Annotated in this window: 19 protein-coding genes and 1 pseudogene; 10 read left to right on the top strand and 10 right to left on the bottom strand. The window is 67.9% G+C overall.

The features are described 5' to 3' along the window. The first annotated feature begins 64 nt into the window (after window positions 1-64). Complete coding sequence (locus ACUTR7_RS10070; protein ID WP_445608738.1) at window positions 65-1,495, top strand: amino acid permease; 1,431 nt, start codon at window positions 65-67, stop codon at window positions 1,493-1,495. 14 nt (window positions 1,496-1,509) lie between these two features. Further along, window positions 1,510-2,928 carry an aspartate ammonia-lyase gene (gene aspA / locus ACUTR7_RS10065; RefSeq protein WP_445608737.1) on the top strand — a complete coding sequence of 473 codons (1,419 nt, stop codon included), beginning with the start codon at window positions 1,510-1,512 and terminating at the stop codon, window positions 2,926-2,928. A gap of 10 nt (window positions 2,929-2,938) precedes the next feature. On the opposite strand, the gene ACUTR7_RS10060 is transcribed toward aspA, so the two are convergent. Together ACUTR7_RS10060 and ACUTR7_RS10055 are read right to left on the bottom strand one after the other, a co-directional pair. Next, on the bottom strand, window positions 2,939-4,111 hold the full coding sequence (locus tag ACUTR7_RS10060) for an MFS transporter (protein WP_445608736.1): 1,173 nt from the start codon (window positions 4,109-4,111) through the stop codon (window positions 2,939-2,941). Next, window positions 4,108-5,367 (bottom strand): serine hydrolase domain-containing protein, encoded by a 1,260-nt coding sequence (locus tag ACUTR7_RS10055; RefSeq protein ID WP_445608735.1) that lies wholly within the window; start codon window positions 5,365-5,367, stop codon window positions 4,108-4,110. The genes ACUTR7_RS10060 and ACUTR7_RS10055 overlap by 4 nt, the downstream gene beginning before the upstream one ends. Window positions 5,368-5,485: 118 nt before the next feature. Here ACUTR7_RS10055 and ACUTR7_RS10050 point away from each other — a divergent pair, with 118 nt between their 5' ends. Together ACUTR7_RS10050 and ACUTR7_RS10045 are read left to right on the top strand one after the other, a co-directional pair. Then, a complete protein-coding gene (locus tag ACUTR7_RS10050; protein ID WP_445608734.1) occupies window positions 5,486-6,457 on the top strand; it encodes a LysR family transcriptional regulator in 972 nt (323 codons plus the stop codon). A 317-nt stretch (window positions 6,458-6,774) separates the two neighbouring features. Continuing rightward, window positions 6,775-9,744, top strand: a complete 2,970-nt coding sequence (locus tag ACUTR7_RS10045) for a diguanylate cyclase (RefSeq protein WP_445608733.1) — start codon at window positions 6,775-6,777, stop codon at window positions 9,742-9,744. 67 nt (window positions 9,745-9,811) lie between these two features. Here the strand turns inward: ACUTR7_RS10045 and ACUTR7_RS10040 are convergent, their stop codons facing one another. The 7 genes from ACUTR7_RS10040 to ACUTR7_RS10010 form a co-directional block, all read right to left on the bottom strand. Next, complete coding sequence (locus ACUTR7_RS10040; RefSeq protein ID WP_445608732.1) at window positions 9,812-10,489, bottom strand: DUF1028 domain-containing protein; 678 nt, start codon at window positions 10,487-10,489, stop codon at window positions 9,812-9,814. Window positions 10,490-10,543: 54 nt separating this feature from the next. Further along, on the bottom strand, window positions 10,544-10,978 hold the full coding sequence (locus ACUTR7_RS10035) for a RidA family protein (protein WP_013802988.1): 435 nt from the start codon (window positions 10,976-10,978) through the stop codon (window positions 10,544-10,546). 46 nt (window positions 10,979-11,024) lie between these two features. Further along, a complete protein-coding gene (locus ACUTR7_RS10030) occupies window positions 11,025-12,329 on the bottom strand; it encodes a flavin-containing monooxygenase (RefSeq protein ID WP_445608731.1) in 1,305 nt (434 codons plus the stop codon). 115 nt (window positions 12,330-12,444) lie between these two features. Beyond that, on the bottom strand, window positions 12,445-13,143 hold the full coding sequence (locus tag ACUTR7_RS10025) for an ABC transporter ATP-binding protein (RefSeq protein ID WP_016448200.1): 699 nt from the start codon (window positions 13,141-13,143) through the stop codon (window positions 12,445-12,447). Next, window positions 13,136-13,963, bottom strand: coding sequence for an ABC transporter ATP-binding protein (locus ACUTR7_RS10020; RefSeq protein WP_088165169.1), 828 nt, complete (start codon window positions 13,961-13,963; stop codon window positions 13,136-13,138). The genes ACUTR7_RS10025 and ACUTR7_RS10020 overlap by 8 nt, the downstream gene beginning before the upstream one ends. After that, window positions 13,953-15,134, bottom strand: coding sequence for a branched-chain amino acid ABC transporter permease (locus ACUTR7_RS10015; RefSeq protein ID WP_445608730.1), 1,182 nt, complete (start codon window positions 15,132-15,134; stop codon window positions 13,953-13,955). The genes ACUTR7_RS10020 and ACUTR7_RS10015 overlap by 11 nt, the downstream gene beginning before the upstream one ends. Next, window positions 15,134-16,051, bottom strand: a complete 918-nt coding sequence (locus tag ACUTR7_RS10010; RefSeq protein ID WP_063326506.1) for a branched-chain amino acid ABC transporter permease — start codon at window positions 16,049-16,051, stop codon at window positions 15,134-15,136. Before ACUTR7_RS10010 ends, ACUTR7_RS10015 begins: the two co-directional genes overlap by 1 nt. A 286-nt stretch (window positions 16,052-16,337) precedes the next feature. Between ACUTR7_RS10010 and ACUTR7_RS10005 the strand changes: the two genes are divergently transcribed. The 3 genes from ACUTR7_RS10005 to ACUTR7_RS09995 all read left to right on the top strand — a co-directional run bounded on the left by ACUTR7_RS10005 (window position 16,338) and on the right by ACUTR7_RS09995 (window position 20,084). After that, complete coding sequence (locus tag ACUTR7_RS10005) at window positions 16,338-17,486, top strand: branched-chain amino acid ABC transporter substrate-binding protein (RefSeq protein ID WP_445608729.1); 1,149 nt, start codon at window positions 16,338-16,340, stop codon at window positions 17,484-17,486. Beyond that, window positions 17,486-19,000, top strand: coding sequence for a 4-hydroxyphenylacetate 3-hydroxylase family protein (locus ACUTR7_RS10000; RefSeq protein WP_319073078.1), 1,515 nt, complete (start codon window positions 17,486-17,488; stop codon window positions 18,998-19,000). Before ACUTR7_RS10005 ends, ACUTR7_RS10000 begins: the two co-directional genes overlap by 1 nt. A gap of 133 nt (window positions 19,001-19,133) precedes the next feature. Beyond that, entirely contained in the window at window positions 19,134-20,084 is a 951-nt protein-coding gene (locus ACUTR7_RS09995) for a LysR family transcriptional regulator (protein ID WP_016448205.1), read from the top strand. Between the two features lie 29 nt (window positions 20,085-20,113). On the opposite strand, the pseudogene ACUTR7_RS09990 reads toward ACUTR7_RS09995, so the two are convergent. Then, window positions 20,114-20,672 (bottom strand): annotated as a pseudogene (locus ACUTR7_RS09990) (dihydrofolate reductase family protein). A gap of 220 nt (window positions 20,673-20,892) precedes the next feature. On the opposite strand from ACUTR7_RS09990, the gene ACUTR7_RS09985 reads away from it, so the two are divergent. From ACUTR7_RS09985 to ACUTR7_RS09975, 3 genes are all read left to right on the top strand, one after another. Then, on the top strand, window positions 20,893-21,999 hold the full coding sequence (locus ACUTR7_RS09985; RefSeq protein WP_445608728.1) for an alkene reductase: 1,107 nt from the start codon (window positions 20,893-20,895) through the stop codon (window positions 21,997-21,999). A gap of 72 nt (window positions 22,000-22,071) precedes the next feature. Continuing rightward, window positions 22,072-23,091, top strand: coding sequence for a zinc-binding alcohol dehydrogenase family protein (locus tag ACUTR7_RS09980; RefSeq protein ID WP_047470751.1), 1,020 nt, complete (start codon window positions 22,072-22,074; stop codon window positions 23,089-23,091). 3 nt (window positions 23,092-23,094) lie between these two features. Further along, a complete protein-coding gene (locus ACUTR7_RS09975; RefSeq protein ID WP_043820762.1) occupies window positions 23,095-23,394 on the top strand; it encodes a putative quinol monooxygenase in 300 nt (99 codons plus the stop codon). The last annotated feature ends 5 nt before the right edge of the window (window positions 23,395-23,399 follow it).

Below are 23,399 nucleotides of genomic sequence, written 5' to 3'. Positions count from 1 at the left end.
TGCGCAAGGCACTCAGCACGCGGGTCGCGCCCACTTTGCAACAGCAAATACAAGGAGACAGGAAATGAGTCAGCAACTCGAAGGTGGGCTGAAGCCGCGGCACCTCACCATGCTATCCATTGCGGGGGTGATCGGCGGTGCGCTGTTCGTCGGTTCCGGCAAGGTGATTGCCAGTGCCGGCCCCGCAGCCATCCTGGCGTACATGGGCGGGGGCATCCTGGTGGTGCTGGTCATGCGCATGCTGGGCGAGATGGCCGTGGCGCAGCCTGACAGCGGCTCGTTCTCCACCTACGCAGACCGCGCCATCGGGCGCTGGGCCGGGTTCACGATCGGCTGGCTGTACTGGTGCTTCTGGACACTGCTGATGGGCTGGGAGGCCTATGTGGCCGGGGCCATCCTCAACGCCTGGATGCCGGCCGTTCCCATCTGGGGCTACATGCTGGTGGTGGTCTTCGGCCTGATGGCCGTCAACTTCCTGCCGGTGCACAACTATGGCGAGTTCGAGTTCTGGTTCGCTCTGATCAAGGTCGTGGCCATTGTGCTGTTCATCGCCATCGGAGCGCTGGCCATCGCCAGGCTCTGGCCTGCGGGCGATGTCGCAGGCATGGCGCACCTGACCAGCAAGGGCTTCATGCCCAACGGCCCCGGCGCCGTGGTGGTGGCGCTGCTGGGCGCGATGTTCGCCTTCATCGGGGCCGAGATCGTCACCGTGGCGGCGGCCGAATCCCAGGACCCGGGCAAGGAAATCGTGCGGACCACCCGGTCCGTGGTCTGGCGCATTTCGCTGTTCTACGTGGGCTCCATCTTCATCGTGGTCTGCCTGATTCCGTACGACACCCCGGGCCTGATCCTCTCCACCGAAGGCACCTATGCCGTCGCGCTCAAGCACCTGGGCATTCCCTTCGCCGGCCAGATCGTCAACTTCGTGGTGCTGACTTCCGTGTGCAGTTGCTTCAACTCGGCGCTCTACACCTCCAGCCGCATGCTGTTCTCGCTGGCGCGCCGCGGCGACGCCCCCCGAATGTTCACGACCCTGGGCCGCAGCACCAGCGCACCCTACATGGCCGTCATCGCCTCCAGCGCCCTGGCCCTGCTGACGGTCGCCCTCACCGCCACCGGCCAGATGGACGTGTTCGATGTGCTCATGGCCGCGACCGGCTCCATCGCGCTGCTGGTGTACCTGTGCATCGCCGTGTCGCAGTTGCACATGCGCCGCAAGCTCGAAGCCAGCGGCACGCCCATCCGCCTGAAGATGTGGTGCTTCCCGGCGCTGACCTACGCCACCATCTTCTTCATCGTCGCCTCCATGGTGGTCATGGTGGCCGAGGGCACCTACCGCAAGGAAGTGCTCTACACCAGCGTGCTGGGCGGTGCATTGGTCGCCCTGGGCATGCTGGCGCAAAAGCTCCACTGGGGCCGCCCGAAACCCGGCCGCGTGGAGCAGGAGCAGGCCGCTCAGGAAGGCCTGGGTCCGTTGATCGTCAAACCCGAATAAATGGAGACACAAGCATGAGCACCGATCCATCCGTCCGCATCGAACACGACCTGCTGGGGGACCGCGAGGTTCCCGCCGACGCCTACTACGGCGTGCACACCCTGCGTGCCCGGGAGAACTTCGGCATCACCGGCACGCCCATCTCCATCTACCCCGAACTGATCCGCGCCCTGGCCAGCATCAAGCAGGCGGCGGCCCTGACCAACCATGAGCTGGGCCTGCTGGACCAGCGGCGCTGCGATGCCATCGTGAGCGCCTGCCAGGAGCTGCAGAGCGGGCGGCTGCACGAGCAGTTCGTGGTGGACGTGATCCAGGGCGGCGCCGGCACCTCGACCAACATGAACGCCAACGAGGTCATCGCCAACCGCGCGCTGGAGCTGCTGGGCCACCACAAGGGCGAGTACCGGTACCTGCATCCCAACGAGCAGGTGAACATCGGCCAGAGCACCAACGATGTCTACCCCACCGCGCTCAAGATCGCCACCTGGTTCGGCATCCACGGGCTGATCGACGCCATGGACACGCTGCGCCTGGCCTTCGCGCAAAAGGCCGAGGAGTTCCGGGATGTGCTGAAAATGGGCCGCACCCAGCTGCAGGATGCCGTGCCCATGACGCTGGGCCAGGAATTCAGCACCTATGCCGTGATGATCGAAGAGGACCAGGCGCGGCTGCGCGAGGCCGTGCTGCTGATCTGCGAGATCAACATGGGCGCCACCGCCATAGGCACCGGCATCACCGCCCATCCCGACTACGCGCCCCTGGTGCTCAGGCACCTGCAGGAGATCACCGGCATTGCGCTGCAGACCGCGCCCAACCTGATCGAGGCCACCCAGGACTGCGGCTCTTTCGTGCAGCTGTCGGGCGTGCTCAAGCGCGTGGCCGTCAAGCTGTCCAAGACCTGCAACGACCTGCGGCTGCTGTCCAGCGGCCCGCGGGCAGGCCTGGGCGAGATCAACCTGCCGGCCATGCAGGCGGGATCGAGCATCATGCCGGGCAAGGTCAACCCCGTGATCCCCGAGGTGGTGAACCAGATCGCCTTCGAGGTCATCGGCAACGACATCACCGTCAGCTTCGCGGCCGAGGCCGGGCAGCTGCAGCTCAATGCCTTCGAGCCCATCATCGCCCACAGCATCTTCAAAAGCGTGAGCCACCTGCGCAACGGCTGCCTGACGCTGGCCGAGCGCTGCGTGCAGGGCATCACCGCCAACCGCGAACACCTGCGCGCGGCGGTGGAGAACTCCATCGGCATCGTGACCGCGCTCAACCCCTACATCGGCTACGCCAACGCCACTTCCGTGGCCCAGCAAGCCCATGCCAGCGGCGGGAGCGTCTACGACATCGTGCTGGCCCGGGGCCTGCTGAGCAAAACGCAGCTGGACACCATCCTGCAGCCCGAGATCCTCACGCGGCCCTCGGCACTGAAACTCGGATGACCGGTCTGCCCTACCTGCACACCGCAGGAAAGCCATGCCGCCTGGCCGCCCACACCACGGCCAGCGATGCGCCCAGCAGCGCCAGCAGCACGGGCGTGAAGGCGCCCACGCCCATGCGCGCCAGCAGCAGGCCGCCCACGATGCCGCCGCCGGCAATCGCCATGTTCCAGGCCGTGACCAGCATGGACTGCGCCACGTCGGCGGCCTCGCCCGCCGTGTGGGCAATGGCGGTCTGCAGCAGCGTGGCGGCGCCGCCAAAGGCCAGGCCCCAGACGGCCACCGCCGCATACACCAGGGCCGGCGCATCTGCGGCCACGCCCAGCATCAGCGTGGACAGTGCAAACAGCGCAATGCTGGCCAGCGTGAGAGCACGCAGGTGCCGGTCGATCAGCACGCCGGCGATCCAGATGCCCAGCACGGAGGTGGCGCCGAACACCAGCAGCACCAGGTCCGTGCGCGCGGCCATGCCCGCCACCGCCAGGAAGGGCGCGATATAGGTGTAGAGAATGTTGTGCGCCAGCACGAAGGCCAGCACCACGAACAGCACGGGGCGCACGCCCGCCAGAGTGAACACGCGCCGCAGCGGCAGGTGGCGGCCTGCCGCCTGCCCCGCGAAGTCGGGCAGGCGGGCGCGCACCCAGACCATGAGCGCCAGCGCCAGCACGCTCATGAGGCCGAAGCACAGCCGCCAGCCCACCCACTGGCCCAGCACGGTGCCGGCCGGCACACCCAGCGACAGCGCCAGCGGCGTGCCCACCATGGCAATGGCGATGGCGCGGCCCTTGAGATGGCCGGGCACCATGCGTGCCGCGTAGCCGGCCAGCAGCGCCCAAAGCAGCCCGGCCGAGACCCCCGCCAGAAAGCGCGCCACCAGGGTCAGCGCAAAGTGCGTGGACAAGGCCGTGACCGTGTTGGCGACGACAAAGCCCGCGATCGCCGCCAGCAGCAGGGGGCGGCGGCGCATGCCCTGCGTGGCGGCCGTCAGCGGTATGGCGGCCACCAGGGAACCTATGGCGTAGAGGGTGACGGTCTGGCCCACCCAGGCCTCGGTCACGGCCAGGCCCTGGGCCATCTGCGGCAGCAGGCCCGCCGGCAGCGCCTCGGTCAATATGGTGATGAAGGCTGCCATGGCCAGCGCCAGCAGGGAGGCAACGGGAAGGCGGTCCTGGCGTGTTCCGTTCATTGCGGCTCTCCCGAAGCCCCGTGGACATCACAAACCCCGTAGACCGCGTCGCGCAAATCGTTGACGAAGCGCCCCGACATGCCCTCGTACAAGGTGTTGGTGAAGGCCACGACACTGAGCTCCTGCGCCGGGTCCACGAACCAGGAATGCCCATAGGCCCCGCCCCAGCGCCAGGTGCCCACCGACTCCGGCGATGCCGCCTGCGCCGCATCGCGCAGCACGGAAAAGCCCAGGCCAAAGCCGAAGCCCGGCGCATTGGGCAGGGCCTGCCCGCCGGTCTGGTCCCGCGCCATCTCGGCGACCAGGGCGTCGGGCAGCAGGGTGTTGCCGCCCTGGCGCAGGGCTTCCAGCAGCCGCAGGAAATCGCCTGCCGTCCCGGCCATGCCGGCGCCGCCGGAGGCAAAGGCCTGGGTGTCAAAGATGCGCGAAGGGCTGAAGGCAATGCCGATGCTCCCCTCGAAGGGCGACACGGTCTCGCCCTCGGCCAGCGGATGGGGCTGCGGCACATCGCTGACATAGGCCGTGGCCACGCGCTGCGCGGCCAGCGCATCGGTGACGGCAAAGCCGGTATCGGTCATGCCCAGCGGCCCGGTCACCAGCTCGCGCACGGCCTGGTCCAGCGGCCTGCCGTGCACCTGTTCAATGAGGGCGCCCAGTACATCGGTGGCCAGCGAGTAACCCCAGGCCGTGCCCGGCGCGTACAGCAGCGGCACGCTGGCGATGCGCTCCAGGTTCTCTGCCAGGCCGATGGCCTGGCGGTCCATGCCGTCCGATACGCCAGCGCGCGCATAGGGGCCTTGTGCATCGGCCTCGAAGAAGCGGTAGCCCAGCCCCGCCGTGTGGCTGAGAAGCTGCCGCGCGGTGATGCGCGCCGGCCGGCCATCGGCCAGCCGGGGGCGGAACCGGGGCAGCCAGCGCTCCACCCCCTCGTCCAGCGCCAGCAGTCCCCGCGCCACCAGCACCAGCGCGGCGGCCGAGACGATGGGCTTGCTGGCCGAGGCCAGGCGGAACACCGCATCCACGGCCATGGGCAGCCCGCGCTCGCGGTCGGCCCAGCCTGCGGCCTGGCGGTGGACCAGCGCGCCGCCACGCGCCACCAGCACCACTGCGCCGACCAGGCGCTGCGCCTCAAGCGCCTGCCGGACCACGGCCTGGATGCGGTCGGACAGCGGCGCGGACGACAGGGTCGCAGGCAGCGCAGCGGGTGCATCGGGTGCAGCAGGTGCTGAAGGCGCAGCAGAAAGGGCAATCGTCATGGGAATTCCCGGGATCAAATGAACAGGGTTCCGACGATAGAAAGACCGCGATTAAAGAAAAAGTGGGGTAGATTTCCGGTTTGCGCGGAACTTGATGTCCGCAATGAAGGAGCGGCGTTTGGACAGCCTGAACGGTTTCGTGGTGTTCGTGCAGGTCGCCGAGACCCGCAGCTTCGTGGCGGCCGGCAGGCTGCTGGGCATCTCGGCATCGGCCATCGGCAAGAGCGTGGCAAGGCTGGAGGACCGGCTGGGCGTGCGCCTGTTCCACCGCAGCACGCGCAGCATCACGCTGACGGCCGAGGGCGCGCTGTTCCTGGAGCGCAGCCGCCGCATCCTGGCCGAGATCGAGGCCGCGCAGCTGGAGCTGTCGCAGGCCAGCACCGCGCCGCGCGGCCGGCTGCGGGTCAGCCTGCCCCTGGTCAGTTCGCTGGTGCTGCCGGTGCTGGGCGAGTTCATGCGCGCCTATCCCGAGATCGAGCTGGACCTGGACTTCACCGACCAGCTGGTGGATGTGATCGAGGACGGCTTCGACGCCGTGGTGCGCACGGGCGCGCCCGCCGACTCCCGGCTGTCCGCGCGCCGGCTGGGCGCCTTCGGCTACCTGCTGGTGGCCTCGCCCGGCTACCTGGCGCAGCGCGGCACGCCCCGGGTGCCCGAAGATCTGCTGCAGCACAGCTGCCTGCACTACCGCTACCCCCACAGCGGCAAGCTCGAGCCCTGGGCACTGCGGCGGGCGCCCGATGAGCCCGAGCTGCAACTGCCCACCTCCATGATCTGCAACAACATCGAAACCCGCCTGTGCTTTGCGCTGCAGGGCCTGGGCATCGCCTACCTGCCGGACTTCTCCATCCGCGAGCCGCTGGCCGACGGCCGGCTGCAACCCGTGCTGGCGGACTGGATGGAGCACACCAATGTCTTCCACGTGCTGTGGCCCGCCAGCAAGCACCCCTCGCCCAAGCTGCGGGCACTGGTGGACTTCCTGTGCGCGCGGGTGTTTCCACAGGCGCAGCCCGGGCAGGCCCAGGACGCTGCCAGGACCGGGGCGCCCAAGACACCCAAGACACCCCAGACATCCGGGACGCGCAGATAGGCTGCGCGCCGGCTGCTGCCCTGACTTGCTGGCTATCGCGCGGGCCCCTATCTGAGTTAGCATGCTTATAGAGCGACGTATTCACAGAGTCATATCGGTTGCTCTGGCCCACCGGCAGGCAGGACCTGCGTCTCGAGCGCTGTGGCGTGCGGGGAGCTGTATCGGTGGGCCATTGCGGTTGACAGCTGGCGTTGCAGATCTTTTTTCTTGTCTCGCTGCGTTGCATGTCTTCTCGTTCCACCGCTATCCATCGTCCCGCCCTTTCCTCGCGCTCGCACGCAAGAACATCGTTGGCCGTCATTGCAGGCGTCTGCTTGATGGCGCTCGCAGCGGGGCTGTACTGGGCCGCGTTGCTGGCCAGCCACCAGTACATGCAGCGCTACACACAGGATCAGGCATGGCTGCGCGTCTCGCAGATGTCCCAGGCGGTTTCCGCGCAGGCCGGGACCATGCTGTCGGGCCTGAACTATTCCCTGCGGGACCTGGCCCAGGACTACGAGTCGGGTGACTCCGAGGCGTTCGGGCGGGCCGTCGCCAGCGTCCAGGAGGCCTATCCGCCCGGCACCATCGTCCAGGTGGCCGTGGCCGATGCGAACGGCCAGGTGGTGTATTCGAGCCTGGCAGCCTCGGAGCCGCCTGCGCAGGGCGTGTCCATTTTCGACCGCGAACATTTCCAGGCGCATCTGAAGGGCCTGACGCAGGGAACCTTCATTGGCCGTCCGGTGCAGGGACGGGTTTCCGGGCAATGGGGTATCCAGCTGAGCCGCGCACTGCACCACCGTGGCGCGTTTGCGGGCGTGCTGGTGGTGTCGCTGTCGCCGCAGTACCTGTCGCGGCAGCTGCAGGCCATCTTCGACAGCCCGCGCGACGTGATCTTGCTGCTGCGCGAGGACGGCACCTATCTTGCACGCTCGCAGAACCAGGATCGGGTGCTCGGGCGCCAGCTGCCCGCGAAGCGGGTGGCGCTGTTTGCCCCCGACGCCACGCATGGCACCTACGAGGCGCTGGCGAGCACCGACGGCATACAGCGCATGTATGCCTGGAGCCGCGTGAGCGGCTTTCCGATCCTGGTGAGCACGGGGCTGGACCACGAGGCCGTGTTCGGCCCGCTCAACGAGACCATACGGCAGAGCCTGTGGCGCAACGGGATAGGCACGCTGCTGATTTTTCTGGGCGGGATGCTGACGGCCTGGCTGGCGTTCCAGCGCTGGCGGGAGGAGGACCAGCGGGTCCAGTCCGAAGAGCGCTTTCATCTCCTGTCCGAGGAAGTCCCGGGCGGCCTGTTCCAGTACAGCTGGGACCCTGCCGGCCACTACGCCCTGTCGTTTGCCAACCCCGGCTTTTATGCAATGCACTGCATCGATGCGGATACGGCAGGCACTGCCTTGCAGGACCTGGCACAGCGGGTTCATCCGGAAGATATCTCCGCGCTCCGGCGGTCCATCGACGAAGCGATGCGCAGCCATGGGGACTGGGCCTGCAAGTACCGCGTGCAGTCCGCCGATGGCTCCGTGCGCTGGCTGCAGGGCCATGCACGCCCGCAACGCACCGAAGACGCAACCGTGCTCTGGCATGGCTACATCCTCGATGTCACCCAGGACGAAAGCCTGCGCAAGGCGCTTCACGAGAGCGAGGAGCGTCTGCGGCTGACCATCGGCGCCGTGCGTGACGGACTTTGGCAGTGGGACCGCGAACAGGACCAGGTGCTGTGGGATGCCCGCTGCTACCAGATGCTGGGCATGCCGGATCAGGCACTCGGTTCGTTCACCGTGGCCGGCTTCATGCATCTGCTGCACCCACTGGACCAGCCTCGCGTCCAGGAACGGCTCAGGCGCCACCTCGAACACGGCGACCCATTCCGTGTCGAGATGCGCATAAGGCAGGCCGATGGCTCCTGGCGATGGATCGAATCGCGCGGGGAGGTCACCCTGCGCGATGCCGACAACAAGGCACTGCGCATGCTGGGAATGCACACCGATATCCAGGAACGGGTGGAGCAGACCCATATGGTGAGCGCCCTGCTGGAGCGCGGAAGCGCCCTGGTGCTTGTCGCCAGCCATCGCCGCAGCATCGTCTACGCCAATGCCCGGGCAGCCGAGTGCTTCGGCCTTGCGGCGGGCGCACTGGAGCCGCAGTGCTCATTCCAGCAGCTGCATCCGTCCAGCGACAGCTTCCACAGCTTCGCATCGCTGTATGAGCGCCTGAGCCTGAAGGGCACGGTGCGTACCGAGTGGGCACTGAAGGTCAAGGGCGGGCACATGCGCTGGTTCGACATGCAGGGCGCACTGCTGGACCCCGAAGATCCCCAGGGCAATGTGATCTGGACACTGTTCGACGTAGATGCCCGCCATCAGGCAGAGAGCGCATTGCACGAGGTACAGCAGCGGCTGGAGGCCATCATCGAGAAATTTCCGGCGGGCATCCTGGTGACCGACGATGCGGGGCAATGCATCAGGGCAAGCAACGCAATGCTGGTGGACCTGTTCGAGCTGCCGCTGTCCGCCGCGTGCCTTGTGGGGAAAAGCCTGCAGACATTGCTGTCCTATTTGCCCCCGGCCATGGCAAGGGCCTTGCAGTCTGCGCCGCAACCGGGGGCAGGTGCCCTGTCGCAACGAACGATCTTTGCCCTGTCCAACGGCCGCCATATAGAAACGGAGCTGCTGCCGCTTCGCAGGCAGGAGCGGCTGCTTGGCTACTGCTGGGTATTCCACGACGTGACGGACTACAAGAGGCGCGAAACGCAGCTCGAAGCCCTGGCATTGACCGATGCGCTCACGGGTGCCAGCAATCGGCGGGCCTTCATCACGCGCATGGAGTCGGAGCTGGAGCACCTGCGCCTGGGACTGAGCCATCCGTCGGCACTGATCATGCTGGATATCGACCATTTCAAGCGCGTCAACGACAGCTTCGGCCATGGCGTGGGCGACGAGGTGCTCAGGCATCTGGTGATCGCGGTGTCCAAGGAGCTGCGCCAGGGCGACATGCTGGGCCGCCTGGGCGGCGAGGAATTCGCCGTCTTGCTGACGGACGTGGACGCCCCCACCGCACTGCGGCGCGCGGAGAACCTGCGTGAGGCCGTGGCGGCGCTGGCCGTGTCCGTACAGGGCCAGGACAGCCCGATCCGCTTCACCGTGAGCCTGGGCGTATGCCTCATGGACGAGGGTGAGGCATCGGTCGAGCGCTGCCTGGAGCGGGCCGACGCCGCCATGTACTTCTCCAAGCGCAATGGCCGCAATCGCACCACGTGCTGGACGCCCGATACCCCCGTGATTTCGGACGCCAAGTGAGCGCGATGCCAGTGCCGCAACACGCCCGTGCGCCCGGGCAAGGCGATGTGCCGGCTACCCGGCCGCCTCACTCATCGCCCGGCACTCCGTAGCTGGGCGCGGCCGTGGGATGGATGGCGCGCGTCTGGTAGTCCTGCATTTGCGGCGCGTAGGCGGCCCAGAGGCCTTGCAGCGCGCCGATGGGATCGTGCTCCGACCAGTCCACGCGCAGGTCCGCCATGGGCCAGCTGTGCTCTCCCGCCACCTTGAGCGCGGCCGAATGCACGGGCCCGGCCTCGCCGCCCGCGGCCATGGCGGCCTGCATGGCGGCCAGCAGGCGCTCGGCCAGCGGCAGGTCGGCGCTGCGCTCGAAGGCCGGCACCATGGCCTCGATGGTGCGTTCGCTGGCCAGCAGGTTGCCGGCCGCCACGCACTGCCGCCCCACGGCGCTGGTGAAGATGCCCAGCGCCTGGCTGCCGCTGAAGACGCCGGTGCGGCCCTGTGCGTCCACCACGGTGACCTGGCGGTACTGGGGCCAGCTGCCGTCGTCCAGCGCCTGGCGCAGCGCGGCCTGGGGGTCGGCGCCCTGCTCCAGCAGGTCCAGCACGCGCGGGCCCAGGGCGGGCAGCGTGATGTTCTGCGTGGACACCACGCCCACGCCCGCGCGCACCCAGGGGCAGCGCGCGCCCACCGCAATGCTGGACGAGCTGATGGCCACGCCCAGCTGCCCGGTGCGCTCGCAGCGCCCCACAATCGAAAAAGTCATGGTTTCTTCCTCCTGCCGATGCGGCTGTACCAGGGTGCTTGCTGTGGTCGACGTTCAGGCGCTGGCCGGCGGCTGCCAGTCATCGGGGATGACCGCGATCACGTCGATCTCCATCAGCCACTGCGGCTGCCCCAGGGCCGATATGCACAGCCCCGTGGAGATGGGAAACACGCCCTTGAGCCACTTGCCCACTTCCTGGTAGACGGGCTCGCGGTAGCGCGGGTCGATGATGTAGGTGGTGGTCTTGACGATGTGCGACAGGTCGCTGCCCGCTTCCTCCAGCAGCTGCTTGACGTTCTTCATCGCCTGCTCGGCCTGCTTTTGCGGATCGCCCAGGCCGACCAGGTTGCCCTCGAAATCGGTGCCGATCTGGCCGCGCACATAGACGGTGTTTCCGGCGCGCACGGCCTGGCACAGGTCGTTGTCCAGCGACTGGTTGGGATAGGTGTCCTTGGTGTTGAACATGCGGATGCGGGTATGGGTGGGCATGGTCTGGCTCCTGCAGGGGGTGGATGGGAAGGTGTCTCAGAGCGCGCTACCTGCTACCGGCTGCGGGCTGCGGGCAGCGGGCAGCGGCGTCGTAGTCGCTGTAGCGGCGCTGCTTGGCGATGTGGTCGGCCACGAACTTGGCGTCATGCCACACGCCCCAGATGAAGGACGAGCCACGGCGCGACAGCCAGGGCAGGCCCAGGAAGTAGATGCCGGGCTCATGGCCCACGCCGCGGTGGTGGCGCGGCTTGCCGCCGGGCTCGAAGCTGTCCACCTGCAGCCAGCTGAAGTCCACCCTGTAGCCCGTGGCCCAGATGATGGAAGTGATGCCTGCGCCGGCCAGGTCGAGTTCGCGCAGGGGCTGGGTCACGCACTCCGGATCGGGCAGGCGCCTGCGCGCCTCGGGCTCCTCGGGCAGGTCCAGGCCGTTGCGGCGGATGTAGTCGTCGGCCGCATCCAGCATGGCCAGGTAGTTGGCGTCGCCGTTGGCGATGTTCTCGGCCAGGTCGTCCCGGAAGCGCACCCGGCCATCGGCGAAGGACTCGGTCAGCCCCACCAGGGTGATGCCCTGGTGTCCCAGCGCGCGAAAGTCCACGGTGTGGCCCCCGCGCGCGCCGCTGACGGCAATGGTCACATGCTCGCGGCCGGGCTTGGCAATGGCCGCATCCCATTCGCCCAGCACGCCCAGCCACCAGCAGAAATCACGGCCGCGATAGGCACGCGGCGGCCGGTCATGGGCGCCTACCGAGAGAAACACCTTGCGGCCCGCGCGCTGCAGTTCATCGGCGATCTGCACGCCCGAGGAGCCTGCGCCCACCACCAGCACGGCGCCTTCGGGCAGCTGCGCGGGGCGGTGGTAGTGCGCGGAATGGATCTGCAGCAGGCTGCCATCGGCGGGCGCAGCCGGCGCAGCCGGCGCTATCGGCGGGATCACCGGCACCTGGAACGGCCCCGTGGCCGCGATCACGTTGCGGGCCTCGATCACGCCCTCGGACGTTTCCACCGTGAAGCCCGGCCGGCCCTGGTTGCGCGTGACCCGCCTGACCTCCACGCCGGTGCGCACGGGCGCCTTGATCTGGCGGACATAGTCCTCGAAGTAGTCGGCCACCTCGTCCTTGCCGGGAAAGCCGTCGCGGTCGCCCTTGAACTCCAGGCCCGGAAAGCGGTCATGCCAGGCCGGCCCGTTGGCCACCAGCGAGTCCCAGCGCCCCGTGCGCCAGGCCTGGGCGATGCGCTGGCGCTCCAGCACCAGGTGCTCTACGCCAAGCTGGCTCAAGTGTTCGCTGGCCGCAATGCCGGCCTGCCCGGCGCCGACCACGAGCGTGTTGATGGTTTGGATGTCAGCTGTCATGGTGTGGGTCTCTCAGGAAAAAAAGGCGCAGGCCGTCCCGCATCGGCGCGGTGCCGACTGCCTTGGTGTGGTCCGCAACAAAAAAGGGAAGGAGGTGAAGGTCGCCCGTGCGGCGCTACAGGTACAGGTGCTTCACCACGTCGTTGGCCAGCAGCTCGCTGGCCGTGCCCGAGGCCACCAGCTGGCCCTTGAGCAGCAGATAGCCGGTGTGGGCGATGGATAGCGCCGCCTCGGCGTTCTGCTCGATGAGCAGCACGGTGATGCCTTGGCTGTGGATGCGCTGCACCGTCTCGAAGTACTCCTCGATGAGCTTGGGCGACAGGCCCAGCGTGGGCTCGTCCATCACCACCAGGCGCGGCTCGCCCATGAGCACGCGGCCCAGCGCCACCATGGCCTGCTCGCCGCCGGACAGGGTTCCGGCCGCCTGCGACAGGCGCTCGCCCACCCGGGGGAACAGGGCCACCACGCGCTCCAGCGCCTGGGCAAAGCCCTGCTGCGGGCGCAGCGCGTCGTGGCCGATCTTCAGGTTCTCCTGCACGGTCAGCTCGGCAAACAGGCGCCGCCCTTCGGGCACGAAGCCCACGCCCAGGCCGGCCAGGTCCTCGGTGCGCATGCGCGCCAGCGGCTGGCCCATGACGCGGATGGCGCCGTGGTGCACGGGCAGCAGGCCCGCAATCGCCTTGAAGGTGGTGGTCTTGCCCGCGCCGTTGGGGCCCAGCAGGCAGACGATGCTGTGCTCGGGCACCTGCAGCGAGACCTGGTTGAGCATGTTCACCACGCCATAGCGCGTGCTGATGGAGTCCAGTTCAAGCATGGCTGGCCTTTCTGCCCAGATAGGCTTCCTGCACGCGCGGCAGCCGGCGCACCGCCTCGAAGCTGTCGTCGCCGATCTTGCGTCCGTAGTCCAGCACCATCACGCGGTGCGGCAAGGTGGCGATGAGCCGCATGTCGTGCTCGATGATGATGAAGCCCAGCGCCGGATTGCCTTCGCGCAGGCGCTGGATGTCGGCGATCAGCGCATCGGTGTCGCGGTCGTCCATGCCGCTGGAGGGCTCGTCCAGCAGCACGATGCGGGGCTCGGCGGCCAGGGCGCGCGCAATCTCCAGGCGGCGGCGGTCGGCCTGCGGCAGGCTGCTGGCCAGCACGTTGCGGCGCTGGTGCAGGTCGCTGGACACGCTTTGCAGCAGCGCGCAGGCGCGCTCGGCGCAGCGCTTCATCTCGGCGCGCGAGACGGCCGGGCGCAGCAGCGCGGTGAGCACGCCGCAGCGGGTGCGCGCGTGCATGCCGATGATCACGTTGTCCAGCACGCTCAGCGAGCCGAACAGCCGGCTGGTCTGGAAGGTGCGCGCAATGCCGGCGCCCGCGATGTCGTGCGCGGCCATGCCCTTGAGCGAGCGGCCTTGCAGCAGCACCTCGCCCTCGGTGGGCTGGTAGATGCCGGTCAGCAGGTTCAGCAAGGTGGACTTGCCCGCGCCGTTGGGCCCGATGATGCCCAGCACCTCGCCCGCCGCCAGGTGGATGTCCACGCCCTGCACCGCCGTCAGGCCGCCGAAGCGCATGGTCAGGCCACGCCCCTCCAAAACCCGCGGGCCTGCGGGCGCGGCATGGTGGGTGGGATGGGAATCAATGCTCATGGTTGCGCACCCGTTGGGGGAAGATGCCGCGCGGGCGGATGATGAGGAAGGCGATCACCACCAGGCCGTAGAACAGGATGCGGTAGTCGGAAAACGCCCGCAGCTTCTCCGGCAGCATGGTCAGCAGGAAGGCGCCGACGATCACGCCCAGCGTGTTGTCCATGCCGCCTGCGATCACCAGCGTCATGATGGTCACGGACACCAGGAAGGTGAAGTTGTCCGGCGAGATGAAGCTCACATAGAACGCATACACCGTGCCCGCGAAGCCCGCCAGGAAGGCGTCCACCGCAAAGGCCTTGACCTTGAACCAGGTGACGTTGATGCCGCAGGCGCGCGCGGCGATCTCGTCGTCGCGCAGGGCATTCCAGGCCAGTCCCACGCGAGAGCTGTGCAGGCGCTGCGCCGAGACGATGGCCAGCCCCAGCAGGGCGACAGCCACGTAGTAGAAGTTGGCCTGGCCCGGCAGGCTGTGGCCCCACAGCGTGATGGGGTCGTTGAACGAATGGCCGAACAATGTGGGCGAAGGAATGCCCACCAGGCCGTTGGCGCCGCCCGTCCACTCCAGGTTCATCAGCAGCTGGTGCACGACGATGCCGAAGGCAATCGTCACCAGCGCCTGGTAGCTGTCGCGGGTGCGCATGGACGGCAGGCCCAGCAAAAAGCCGAAGACCGTGGCCACGGCGGCGGCCACCAGCAGGCAGATCCAGAAGCTCACGCCGAAGTGGATGGCCAGCAGGGCCGACGCATAGGCGCCGATGCCGTAGGACGCGCCGGTGGCGAAGTTCGGTATGTTGGCGCTGCCCAGCTGGAAGTTCAGCGCCAGCGCCAGCACCGCGTACAGGCAGGCGATGATCATCAGGTGCATGGCGTAGCTGTCACCGCCCAGCACCCACGGAAACACCAGCGCCAGCACCACGCCCGTGCCCACGGCCAGCGACCTGCACTGGCCGAAGGCGGCCACGATGCGGTCCTCCACCAGCGGGCGTTTCTGCACCGCGACCAGGGCCACGGCAAAGCAGGCCAGCAGCGCCAGCACCGTGATCCAGCTTTCGGCCAGCAGGAACTGGCGCAGCAGCACGGCGCCCGCCAGGGCCACGCCCAGCACGATGGCGGCAGAGCCCGCACTCCGTGGAGCCGCCTGCGGCGGCGCCTGTATCGTCGTTGTCTGCATCACACCTTCTCCATTTTCTGAACGCCGAACAGGCCGGCGGGGCGAAAGATCAGCACCAGGATCACCAGGGCGAACACGAACACCAGGCGGTACGAGGTGCCGTTGGGCACATAGCCCTGCACGATGGTCTCGATGGCCGCAATCAGCAGGCTGCCGACAATGGCGCCCCCCAGCCGCCCCAGCCCACCGACCACCGCGGCGGAAAAGCCGATCAGCCCCGCCTGCACGCCGAAGTCAAAGCGCACCACGCCCGCATAGCTGGCCAGGAAGATGCCGCCCACCGCGCCGGTGGCCGAGGCAATGAAGAAGGTGTTGCGAAACACCGGCCCCGGCGCAATGGAGAACAGCCGCGCGGTTTCGCGGTCCTGCGACACGGCGCGTATGCGCATGCCCATGGGCGTGTGGTGCAGCACATAGAGCAGCACGCCCACCAGCGCCACCGCCACCAGCACCGAGACCACGCTGATCAGGGGCAGCGGCCCGAACGGGGTGGGAACGGCCCCCTGCGCAATCGCCGGGAACGCGTGCGGATTGCTGCCCTGCGGGTACAGGTGGCGGATCAGCTCGCGGATCACGATGCCCAGCGCCACCGTGGCCACCAGCGGCATCATGGCCGGCGCATTGCGAAAGCGGCTGATCACCAGCCGGTCCAGGGCAACGCCCAGCCCTCCCACCGCCGCAATGGCCACCAGGCAGGCCAGGCCCAGCACCAGCCAGGGGGCCGAGCCGCCCAGCGCGGCAGCCAGGGCCTGCACGGCCGCCAGGGCGATGAAGGGGGCGACCATGGCCACGTCGCCATGGGAAAAATGAATCACCTGCAGCACGCCAAACAACAGGCTGAAACCCAGGGCAAGCAGGCTGTAGATGCAGCCCAGGGTCAGCCAGTTGATGAGTTGCTGGAACAGCGCGTCATGCATCGATAGGGTTCCTCTTGTGTCGGGTTCGGCCGGGTTGGCGGGGCTTCGCTTGTCTCCATGTCACGCAGCCATTGAAGCAAGAAACCGCGCAAAACCTGCGTCGCTTTTGCCGAGGCGCTGCTTCGGAAAACGCGATCCAGTCCCGGGCAGGTGCGGCGATACATTGATCCGGCGGCGTTGCCAGACAGCGCCGGCCAGCCCGCCATGCACCGTGGCGCCCCGCCGCCCCGGCCCCCCGGGCCGCCATGGCTGCCCCTCGTCTTCACCTGAACAGGACCGACCGACCATGCAAGCCCCTACGACAACCACCGCCCTCCTGCCATCGCGCCGGCGCCTTGCCGCATCCGCCCTGGCGCTGGCCGCCGCCACGCTGGCCTGCGGCGCGGCCTGGTCCCAGTCCACCGTGAAGCTGGGCTTCATCGGCCCCGTCAGCGGCGGCAACGCACAGCAGGGCCTGGGCGCGAAGAACGGCTTCCTGCTGGCCATCGACCAGTGGAATGCCACGGCCGGCGTGCCGTTCAAGGTGGAGGGCGTGGTGCTGGACGATGCCTCCGACCCGCAGACCGGCGTGTCCGCCGCGCTCAAGCTGGTCAACGACCGCGACGTGGTGGGCGCCATCGGCCACTGGAACAGCCCCGTGGCCCTGGCCACGCTGCCGGTGTTCAACCGCGTGCAGATGCCCTTCATCGTCTGGGGCGCCATCGGCCCCAAGATCACCGACCAGAACTTCGCCAACACCACGCGCGTGACGCCCACCCTGGTCAACGAGAACAAGCCCCTGGCCACCTGGGCCGCCACGGGCCTGGGCGCAAGAAAGATCGCCATCATTGCCGACACCAGCGACTACGGCCGCGCCAACCTGGCCTCGTTCGGCAGCTTCTACAAGGCAGAAAAAGGCAGCGTGGTGGCCGAGGAAAGCTACCCCGTGGGCACCACGGATTTCCGCTCCATCCTCACCAAGATCAAGAGCCTGAACCCCGACGCGGTCTACTTCGGCGGCGTGATCACCGAAGCCGGCATCGTGCGCAAGCAGATGGCCGAGCTGGGCATGAAGCAGCCCATGCTGGGCATCAGCGGCATCTTCGACCCGCAGCTCATCCAGATCGCCGGCCCGGCCGCGGACGGCACCATCGTCGGCACGCCCAAATCGCAGACCAACCCCCGGCTGGACGCCATGAGCCGCGCCTATGCCGCCAAGGGCTATGCCGACTCCGAGAGCCCGTACACCAAGTACGCCTACGACGCCACCGGCATCCTTTTGCAATCGCTCAAGACGGCCGGCACCAAGGACCGGCAGGCCGTGGCCAAGGCCATCCGCGCCATACGCTACGACGGCGTGACCGGTACCGTGACCTTCGACGCCAACGGCCAGACGCAGGTGCCCGTGGAGCTGCAGCTGCACGAGGTCAAAGACGGCAAGTGGGCCAGCCGCTGATGATCAGGACAGGCAGCCAGTACCGCGACTCCATCCGCGATGGCCGGCGGGTCTGGATGAACGGCGAGCGCGTCAACGACGTGACCACCCACCCCATGTTCAAGCCGCTGGTGGACATCCGCGCGCGCATGTACGACCTGCAGCACGAGGCCGCGCTGCGCGACGCGCTCACCTACGACGAAGGCGACGGCGAGCGCCACCCCATCGCCCACAAGCTGCCGCTGACGCGCCAGGACTGGTGGGACAAGCGCCGCGCCACCGACCTGCTGCTGGAGGACATGGGCGGCGTGGTCATGCGCGTGGGCGACGAGAGCGTGGGCGAGATGTGGTCGCTGTTCGACGGCCAGGACGTGCTCAACGAGCTGGACCCGCGCTTTTCCGCCAACATCCGCACCCACATCCGCCGCGTGGTGCGTGGCGACCTGTTCCACGTATCGGCCAACACCGACCCCAAGGGCGACCGCTCGCGCCTGCCGCAGGACCAGGACCCCGACGTGCTGCTGCATGTGGTCAAGGAGACTGATGCAGGCGTCATCGTGCGCGGCGCCAAGTACGAGACCGCTGCCGCCTATGCCAACCAGGCCTTCACCAAGCCGGGGCTGGCGCACTGGGGCGACGCTGCGCAGTCCGAATACGCCATAGGCTTCATCTGCGACCTGGGCGCGCCCGGCCTGCGCTTCATCTGCCGCCCGGGCCTGGCCGCCCGCGCATCGGCCCAGGACCATCCGTTGAGCCATCGCTTCGACGAAGTGGACGCCATCGTGGTCTTCGACGACGTGCTGGTTCCCTGGGAGAACGTGCTGTTCTACCGTCACACCCGGGCCGCCCATTTCCTGCGCGAGACGCTGCACCGCTACTCGGCCTTCACCTTCCTGCAGCGCAGCCTGAAGCTGGCCGACATGCTGATAGGCACGGCCCTGCACAACGCGCGCCAGACCGGCGTGGAGAAGCTGCAGGCCGTGCAGGACAGACTGGCCGGCCTGGCCTGCTACCGCGAAGGAATCAACGCCCACCTCACGGCCGCCATCGCGCTGGCCGAGCGCAGCCCGGCCGGCCTGATGATGCCCAACCAGTCGCTGCTTTTCACGGGACGGTCGCTGGCCACCGGCCAGTTGCACCACATGATGAACACCGTGCGCGAGCTGTGCGGCGGCCAGGTCTGCCTGACGCCGGACCACGCCAGCTTCGAGAACGAGGACACCGGCCCCTGGCTGCGCAAGTTCTACACCCTCGGCCCGCAATGGCAGGCCGACGACCGCCGCAGGCTGCTGGCCTATGCGCGCGACCTGCTCGACTCGGACCACGCCGGCCATCGGCTCAGCTTCCAGCTGTTTGCACAATGCCCGCCCTACGCCCAGACGGCGGCCGTGTACCGGCACTTCAACTGGGATGCGCCGCTGGACTTCGTGGGCAAGTCCGCCGGCCTGACGGACCGCGTGAAGGCCACGCAGGCGCCGGCCCAGGGCGACGGTGCGGTGGCGCAATGGTTTCGCAATCACAACGCCAGCGACTGAAGGCTGCCGGGGCCCGACCGCCGCACAATGCAGGCGCCTTGCGGGAAGGGCCTCTTGCAGCGCGGTCCGCCGCTTGGTCAACTACGCGGCAGGTCACCCTGGCCGCCCTCCCCCTCTCCACCTCTTGCACACCGTGCTGACACGACTGACCTTCAGACAATTGGAATACTGCGTGGCAGCGGGCGAATTCGGCAGCATTGCCGAGGCCGCCAACCGCATCCACGTCTCGCCCTCGTCCATCTCATCGGCCATCACCCAGGTGGAGGCAGAGCTGCAGGTGCCGCTGTTCGTGCGCCACCATGCGCAAGGCCTGTCCGTCACGCCCGCAGGCGCCGAAGTCCTGCGGGAAATCCGCAGCCTGCTCGACCAGGCCATGGCCTTGTACGACGTGGCCAGCAGCGCGCAAAGCCAGGTGCGCGGCCCCGTGCGTGTGGGCTGCTTCACCACGCTGGCGGCCATGGTCGCCCCCGAGCTGTGCCAGGGATTCGCGCGCGCCCACCCCAAGGCCACGGTCACCCAGATCGAGGACCACCAGGAAGGCCTGATCCACAAGCTGCGCACCGCGCAGATCGATGTCGCCATCACCTACGACCTGCTGGTGGCCGAATCGGACATCTGCTTCGAGCCCCTGGCCCAGCTGCCGCCCATGGTCATCGTCAGCGAACTCAATCCGCTGGCCAACCACCGCTCCACCACGCTGGAGGCGCTGGCCCAGTTGCCCATGGTCCTGCTGGACCTGCCCCTGAGCCGTGAATACTTCATGTCGCTGTTCCGCGAAGCCGGCGTCTCGCCCCTGATCGCGGCCCGCAGCGCCAGCCCCGACGTGGTGCGCTCCCTGGTCGCCAACGACGTGGGCTACTCCCTGGTCAACGTGCGCCCGCGCAACTCCCACGCGCTGGACGGCAAGAAGATCGTCAACCTGCACCTGAACGGAAACCACCGCCCCATGAAACTGGGCCTGGCCTGGGCCCGCGAACAAAAGCCCCGCCATGTGGTGGAAGCCTTCATGCACCGCTGCCGCAGCTTCATCTCCAATGAATACATTCCGGGGATGACGGCGCCTGGGCGCGGAGAGGCGAACTGAGCGGCGCGCAGACCGAATCAGGGAGCCCGTCAGCCAGTGCTCTTGCGCACCTCGTAATGCAGCACCGCCATGCCCTCGCCGATCTGCCGCACGGATAACAAACGCAACACCGGATGCAGCACCCGGCGCGGAAACAGCGGCTTGCCCCGGCCCAGCGTGGCCGAGCCCACGCTCAGGATCATCTCGTCCAGCAGGTCCGCATCGTAGAACAGGCCCTTAGTCCCCGCCTCCCATGATCCAGAGATTGCGCCCACCGGCCGCAGCCTGCATCTGCGCATGCACGGCACGCACATCACCGCTGACAAACCGGATATCGGCACCCGGGATACCAGGCAGCGTGCGGCTGGAAAACACCCAGGCTGGCTGCGTATAGGGCCACGCCGCCCCGGTCTCCTGCGCCACCGTCTCCGCGTGGCGCAGCATCCATTCGTAGGTGGCGGACCCCATGGCCAGCGCGCCCACGCCGGCAATGAACTCCGGGTAGCCCGTGGCCTGCATGTCGCCCAGCGGGAACAGCCAGTCCAGGGAGTCGTCCTCGGTGGCCAGGAATCCGTCGAGTGAGGTGGCGGCGAAGTATTGGGTCTTCATGGGGGAGATGGTAGCCAGGCAGGCGCGGCACGGCCATCCGCCGGGGTGTCGTGCAGGCCGCGCCCTGAGCTCATCGTCAAATTTCTTTTGAAGCCGCCTTCAGTCTTGCGGGTCTTTTTCAATTGAAACACCCAGGTCAACATCGCTCCATGCCCAGACGACTTGCGAACCGGGTTTCCACCACCGCCCCAACACCTCTACAGCTCCGCCAAGGAACCGCATGACCACCGCCTCCACGCCCCTGTTTCGCCCCCTGCAGCTCGGCCCGCTCAGCCTGCCCAACCGCATGGTGATGGCCCCCATGACGCGCAGCCGCACCAGCCAGCCAGGCGACGTGCCCAATGCACTGATGGCCACCTACTACGCACAACGCGCCAGCGCCGGCCTGATCGTCTCGGAAGCCACCCAGATCTCCCGCCAGGGCCAAGGCTACAGCTTCACCCCCGGCATCTATTCAGAGGCGCAGGTGGACGGTTGGCGCCGCGTCACGGACGCGGTGCACGCCGCCGGCGGGCGCATGGTGCTGCAGCTGTGGCACGTTGGCCGCATGTCGCATGCCAGCTTTCACGCCGATGGCCTGCCGGTCGCGCCTTCGGCGCTGTCGCCCGAAGCGCAGGTCTGGGTGGTCGGCAACGACGATGTCGGCCGCATGGTCGACTGCCCCGTGCCGCGCGCACTGAGCGCACAGGACATCCAGGACGTGATCGGCGACTTCCGCAGGGGCGCGGCCAATGCGATGCGTGCCGGTTTCGATGGCGTGGAAATCCACGGCGGCAACGGCTACCTGATCGATCAGTTCCTGCGCACCACCTCCAACCACCGCACCGACGCCTACGGCGGCGGCATCGCCCAGCGCACGCGCTTCGCCGAAGAGGTCGCGGCCGCCGTGGCGGGCGAGGTCGGGGCCGAGCGCACCGGCATCCGCCTGGCGCCCTTCATCACGCAGCGCAACATGAACTGCCCGCAGATCATTGAGACCATCCTGCATCTGGCCAGCAGGCTCGACGAGATCGGCCTGGCCTACATCCACCTGTCGGAAGCCGATTGGGACGATGCGCCCGAGATTCCGCAGGACTTCCGCCACGCGCTGCGCCGCGCCTACCAGGGCAAGGTGATCGTTGCGGGCAAGTACGACGCGGAGCGCGCCCAAGCCATCCTGCACGAGGGCCTGGCAGACCTCGTCGCCTTCGGCCGCCCCTTCATCGCCAACCCGGACCTGCCGGCGCGCTACGCCGCCCAGGCGCCGCTGGCCGCATTCGATCCGAAGGCCCTGTTTGGCGGCGACGCGCGCGGCTACTCGGACTACGCAGCGCTCGCCACTGCCTGAAACCCTCCTTGCTCGCCCTCCCTGCTCTCCCTCCTTGCTCTCCCCTCTTCCTCAACCTTTGAAAGCACGACCATGAAAGCCGTTGGATACCAGAAACCCCAGGCCATCAGCCAACCCGAATCGCTGATCGACATCACCCTGCCCGATCCCGTGGCCACCGGCCGCGACCTGCTGGTCGAAGTCAGGGCCGTGTCCGTCAATCCGGTGGACACCAAGGTACGCGCCAGCGGCGCGCCCGCCGAGGGGCAGACGCACAAGGTGCTGGGCTGGGATGCCAGCGGCATCGTCAAGGCCGTGGGCCCCGAAGTCACGCTGTTCAAGCCGGGCGACCGCGTCTGGTACGCCGGCTCCATTGCGCGCCCTGGCACGAACAGCGAACTGCACTTGGTGGACGAGCGCATCGTGGGCCACGCGCCCAGGTCGCTGGACTTCGCACAGGCGGCGGCCCTGCCCCTGACCGCCATCACCGCGTGGGAGATGCTGTTCGACCGCCTGGGCATCGCGCCGGGCAAGCACCCCAGCCACAAGACGCTGCTCATCATCGGCGCCTCCGGCGGCGTGGGCTCCATCCTCACGCAGCTGGCCACGCGGCTGACCAGCCTTACCGTCATCGGCACCGCATCGCGGCCCGAGACGCAGGCCTGGGTCAAGGAGCTCGGCGCCCACCACGTGATCGATCACAGCCAGCCGATTGCCGACGAACTCAAGCGCATCGGCTTTCCCACGGTGGACCACATCGTGAGCCTCACGCAGACCGACCTGCACTTCGCACAGATCGTCGAGGCGATCGCGCCCCAGGGAAAATTCGGCCTGATCGACGATCCCGCGTCGCTGGACATCACCAAGCTCAAGCGCAAGTCGGTGTCGGTGCACTGGGAATTGATGTTCACCCGCGCCCTGTTCGGCACCGACGACATGATCGGCCAGCACCGCCTGCTCAACGAGGTTGCCGCACTGGTCGATGCCGGCCTGATCCGCACCACGCTGGCCGAGCGCTTCGGCAGCATCAACGCCGACAACCTCAAGCGCGCCCATGCCCTGATCGAGTCGGGCAAGGCGCGCGGCAAGGTGGTGCTGGAGAACTGGGGCTGAGCCATGAAGACAGAGACCATTTTCAACCTGGCCATCCTTGAAGCGAAGGCCGGCCAGCAAGACCAGCTGCGCGACGCCCTGCGCGCTCTGGTGCCATTCACCCGGCAAGAGGCCGGATGCCTGGACTACACGCTGTTCGAGCTGGCGGACAAACCCGGCACCTTCTACATGCGGGAGTCATTCAGGGACCAGGCAGCGCTGGATGCGCACTTCCGCATGCCGTACTTCAAGGCGTTCGAGAAACGCTTCGACGAACTGCTGGCACGCCCCTTGCAGCTGGTGGGCCTGAAGGAAGTGCCCTGACTGGC

This window comes from Delftia sp. NA_296.1 (genome assembly GCF_052692095.1).
Note: the sequence above shows the minus strand (reverse complement) of the source record. Positions and strands in the feature narration are given on the sequence as shown.

What these genes read in the sequence shown, in the direction of transcription:
- ACUTR7_RS09975 (WP_043820762.1), top strand. Translation starts at nt 23,095, where the DNA reads ATGAAGACAGAGACCATTTTCAACCTGGCCATCCTTGAAGCGAAGGCC.
- ACUTR7_RS10020 (WP_088165169.1), bottom strand. Translation starts at nt 13,963, where the DNA reads ATGAGCATTGATTCCCATCCCACCCACCATGCCGCGCCCGCAGGCCCG.
- ACUTR7_RS10035 (WP_013802988.1), bottom strand. Translation starts at nt 10,978, where the DNA reads ATGCCCACCCATACCCGCATCCGCATGTTCAACACCAAGGACACCTAT.
- ACUTR7_RS09980 (WP_047470751.1), top strand. Translation starts at nt 22,072, where the DNA reads ATGAAAGCCGTTGGATACCAGAAACCCCAGGCCATCAGCCAACCCGAA.
- aspA (WP_445608737.1), top strand. Translation starts at nt 1,510, where the DNA reads ATGAGCACCGATCCATCCGTCCGCATCGAACACGACCTGCTGGGGGAC.
- ACUTR7_RS09985 (WP_445608728.1), top strand. Translation starts at nt 20,893, where the DNA reads ATGACCACCGCCTCCACGCCCCTGTTTCGCCCCCTGCAGCTCGGCCCG.
- ACUTR7_RS10070 (WP_445608738.1), top strand. Translation starts at nt 65, where the DNA reads ATGAGTCAGCAACTCGAAGGTGGGCTGAAGCCGCGGCACCTCACCATG.
- ACUTR7_RS10060 (WP_445608736.1), bottom strand. Translation starts at nt 4,111, where the DNA reads ATGAACGGAACACGCCAGGACCGCCTTCCCGTTGCCTCCCTGCTGGCG.
- ACUTR7_RS10030 (WP_445608731.1), bottom strand. Translation starts at nt 12,329, where the DNA reads ATGACAGCTGACATCCAAACCATCAACACGCTCGTGGTCGGCGCCGGG.
- ACUTR7_RS10015 (WP_445608730.1), bottom strand. Translation starts at nt 15,134, where the DNA reads ATGCAGACAACGACGATACAGGCGCCGCCGCAGGCGGCTCCACGGAGT.
- ACUTR7_RS10040 (WP_445608732.1), bottom strand. Translation starts at nt 10,489, where the DNA reads ATGACTTTTTCGATTGTGGGGCGCTGCGAGCGCACCGGGCAGCTGGGC.
- ACUTR7_RS10055 (WP_445608735.1), bottom strand. Translation starts at nt 5,367, where the DNA reads ATGACGATTGCCCTTTCTGCTGCGCCTTCAGCACCTGCTGCACCCGAT.
- ACUTR7_RS10025 (WP_016448200.1), bottom strand. Translation starts at nt 13,143, where the DNA reads ATGCTTGAACTGGACTCCATCAGCACGCGCTATGGCGTGGTGAACATG.
- ACUTR7_RS10045 (WP_445608733.1), top strand. Translation starts at nt 6,775, where the DNA reads ATGGCGCTCGCAGCGGGGCTGTACTGGGCCGCGTTGCTGGCCAGCCAC.
- ACUTR7_RS10000 (WP_319073078.1), top strand. Translation starts at nt 17,486, where the DNA reads ATGATCAGGACAGGCAGCCAGTACCGCGACTCCATCCGCGATGGCCGG.
- ACUTR7_RS10005 (WP_445608729.1), top strand. Translation starts at nt 16,338, where the DNA reads ATGCAAGCCCCTACGACAACCACCGCCCTCCTGCCATCGCGCCGGCGC.
- ACUTR7_RS10010 (WP_063326506.1), bottom strand. Translation starts at nt 16,051, where the DNA reads ATGCATGACGCGCTGTTCCAGCAACTCATCAACTGGCTGACCCTGGGC.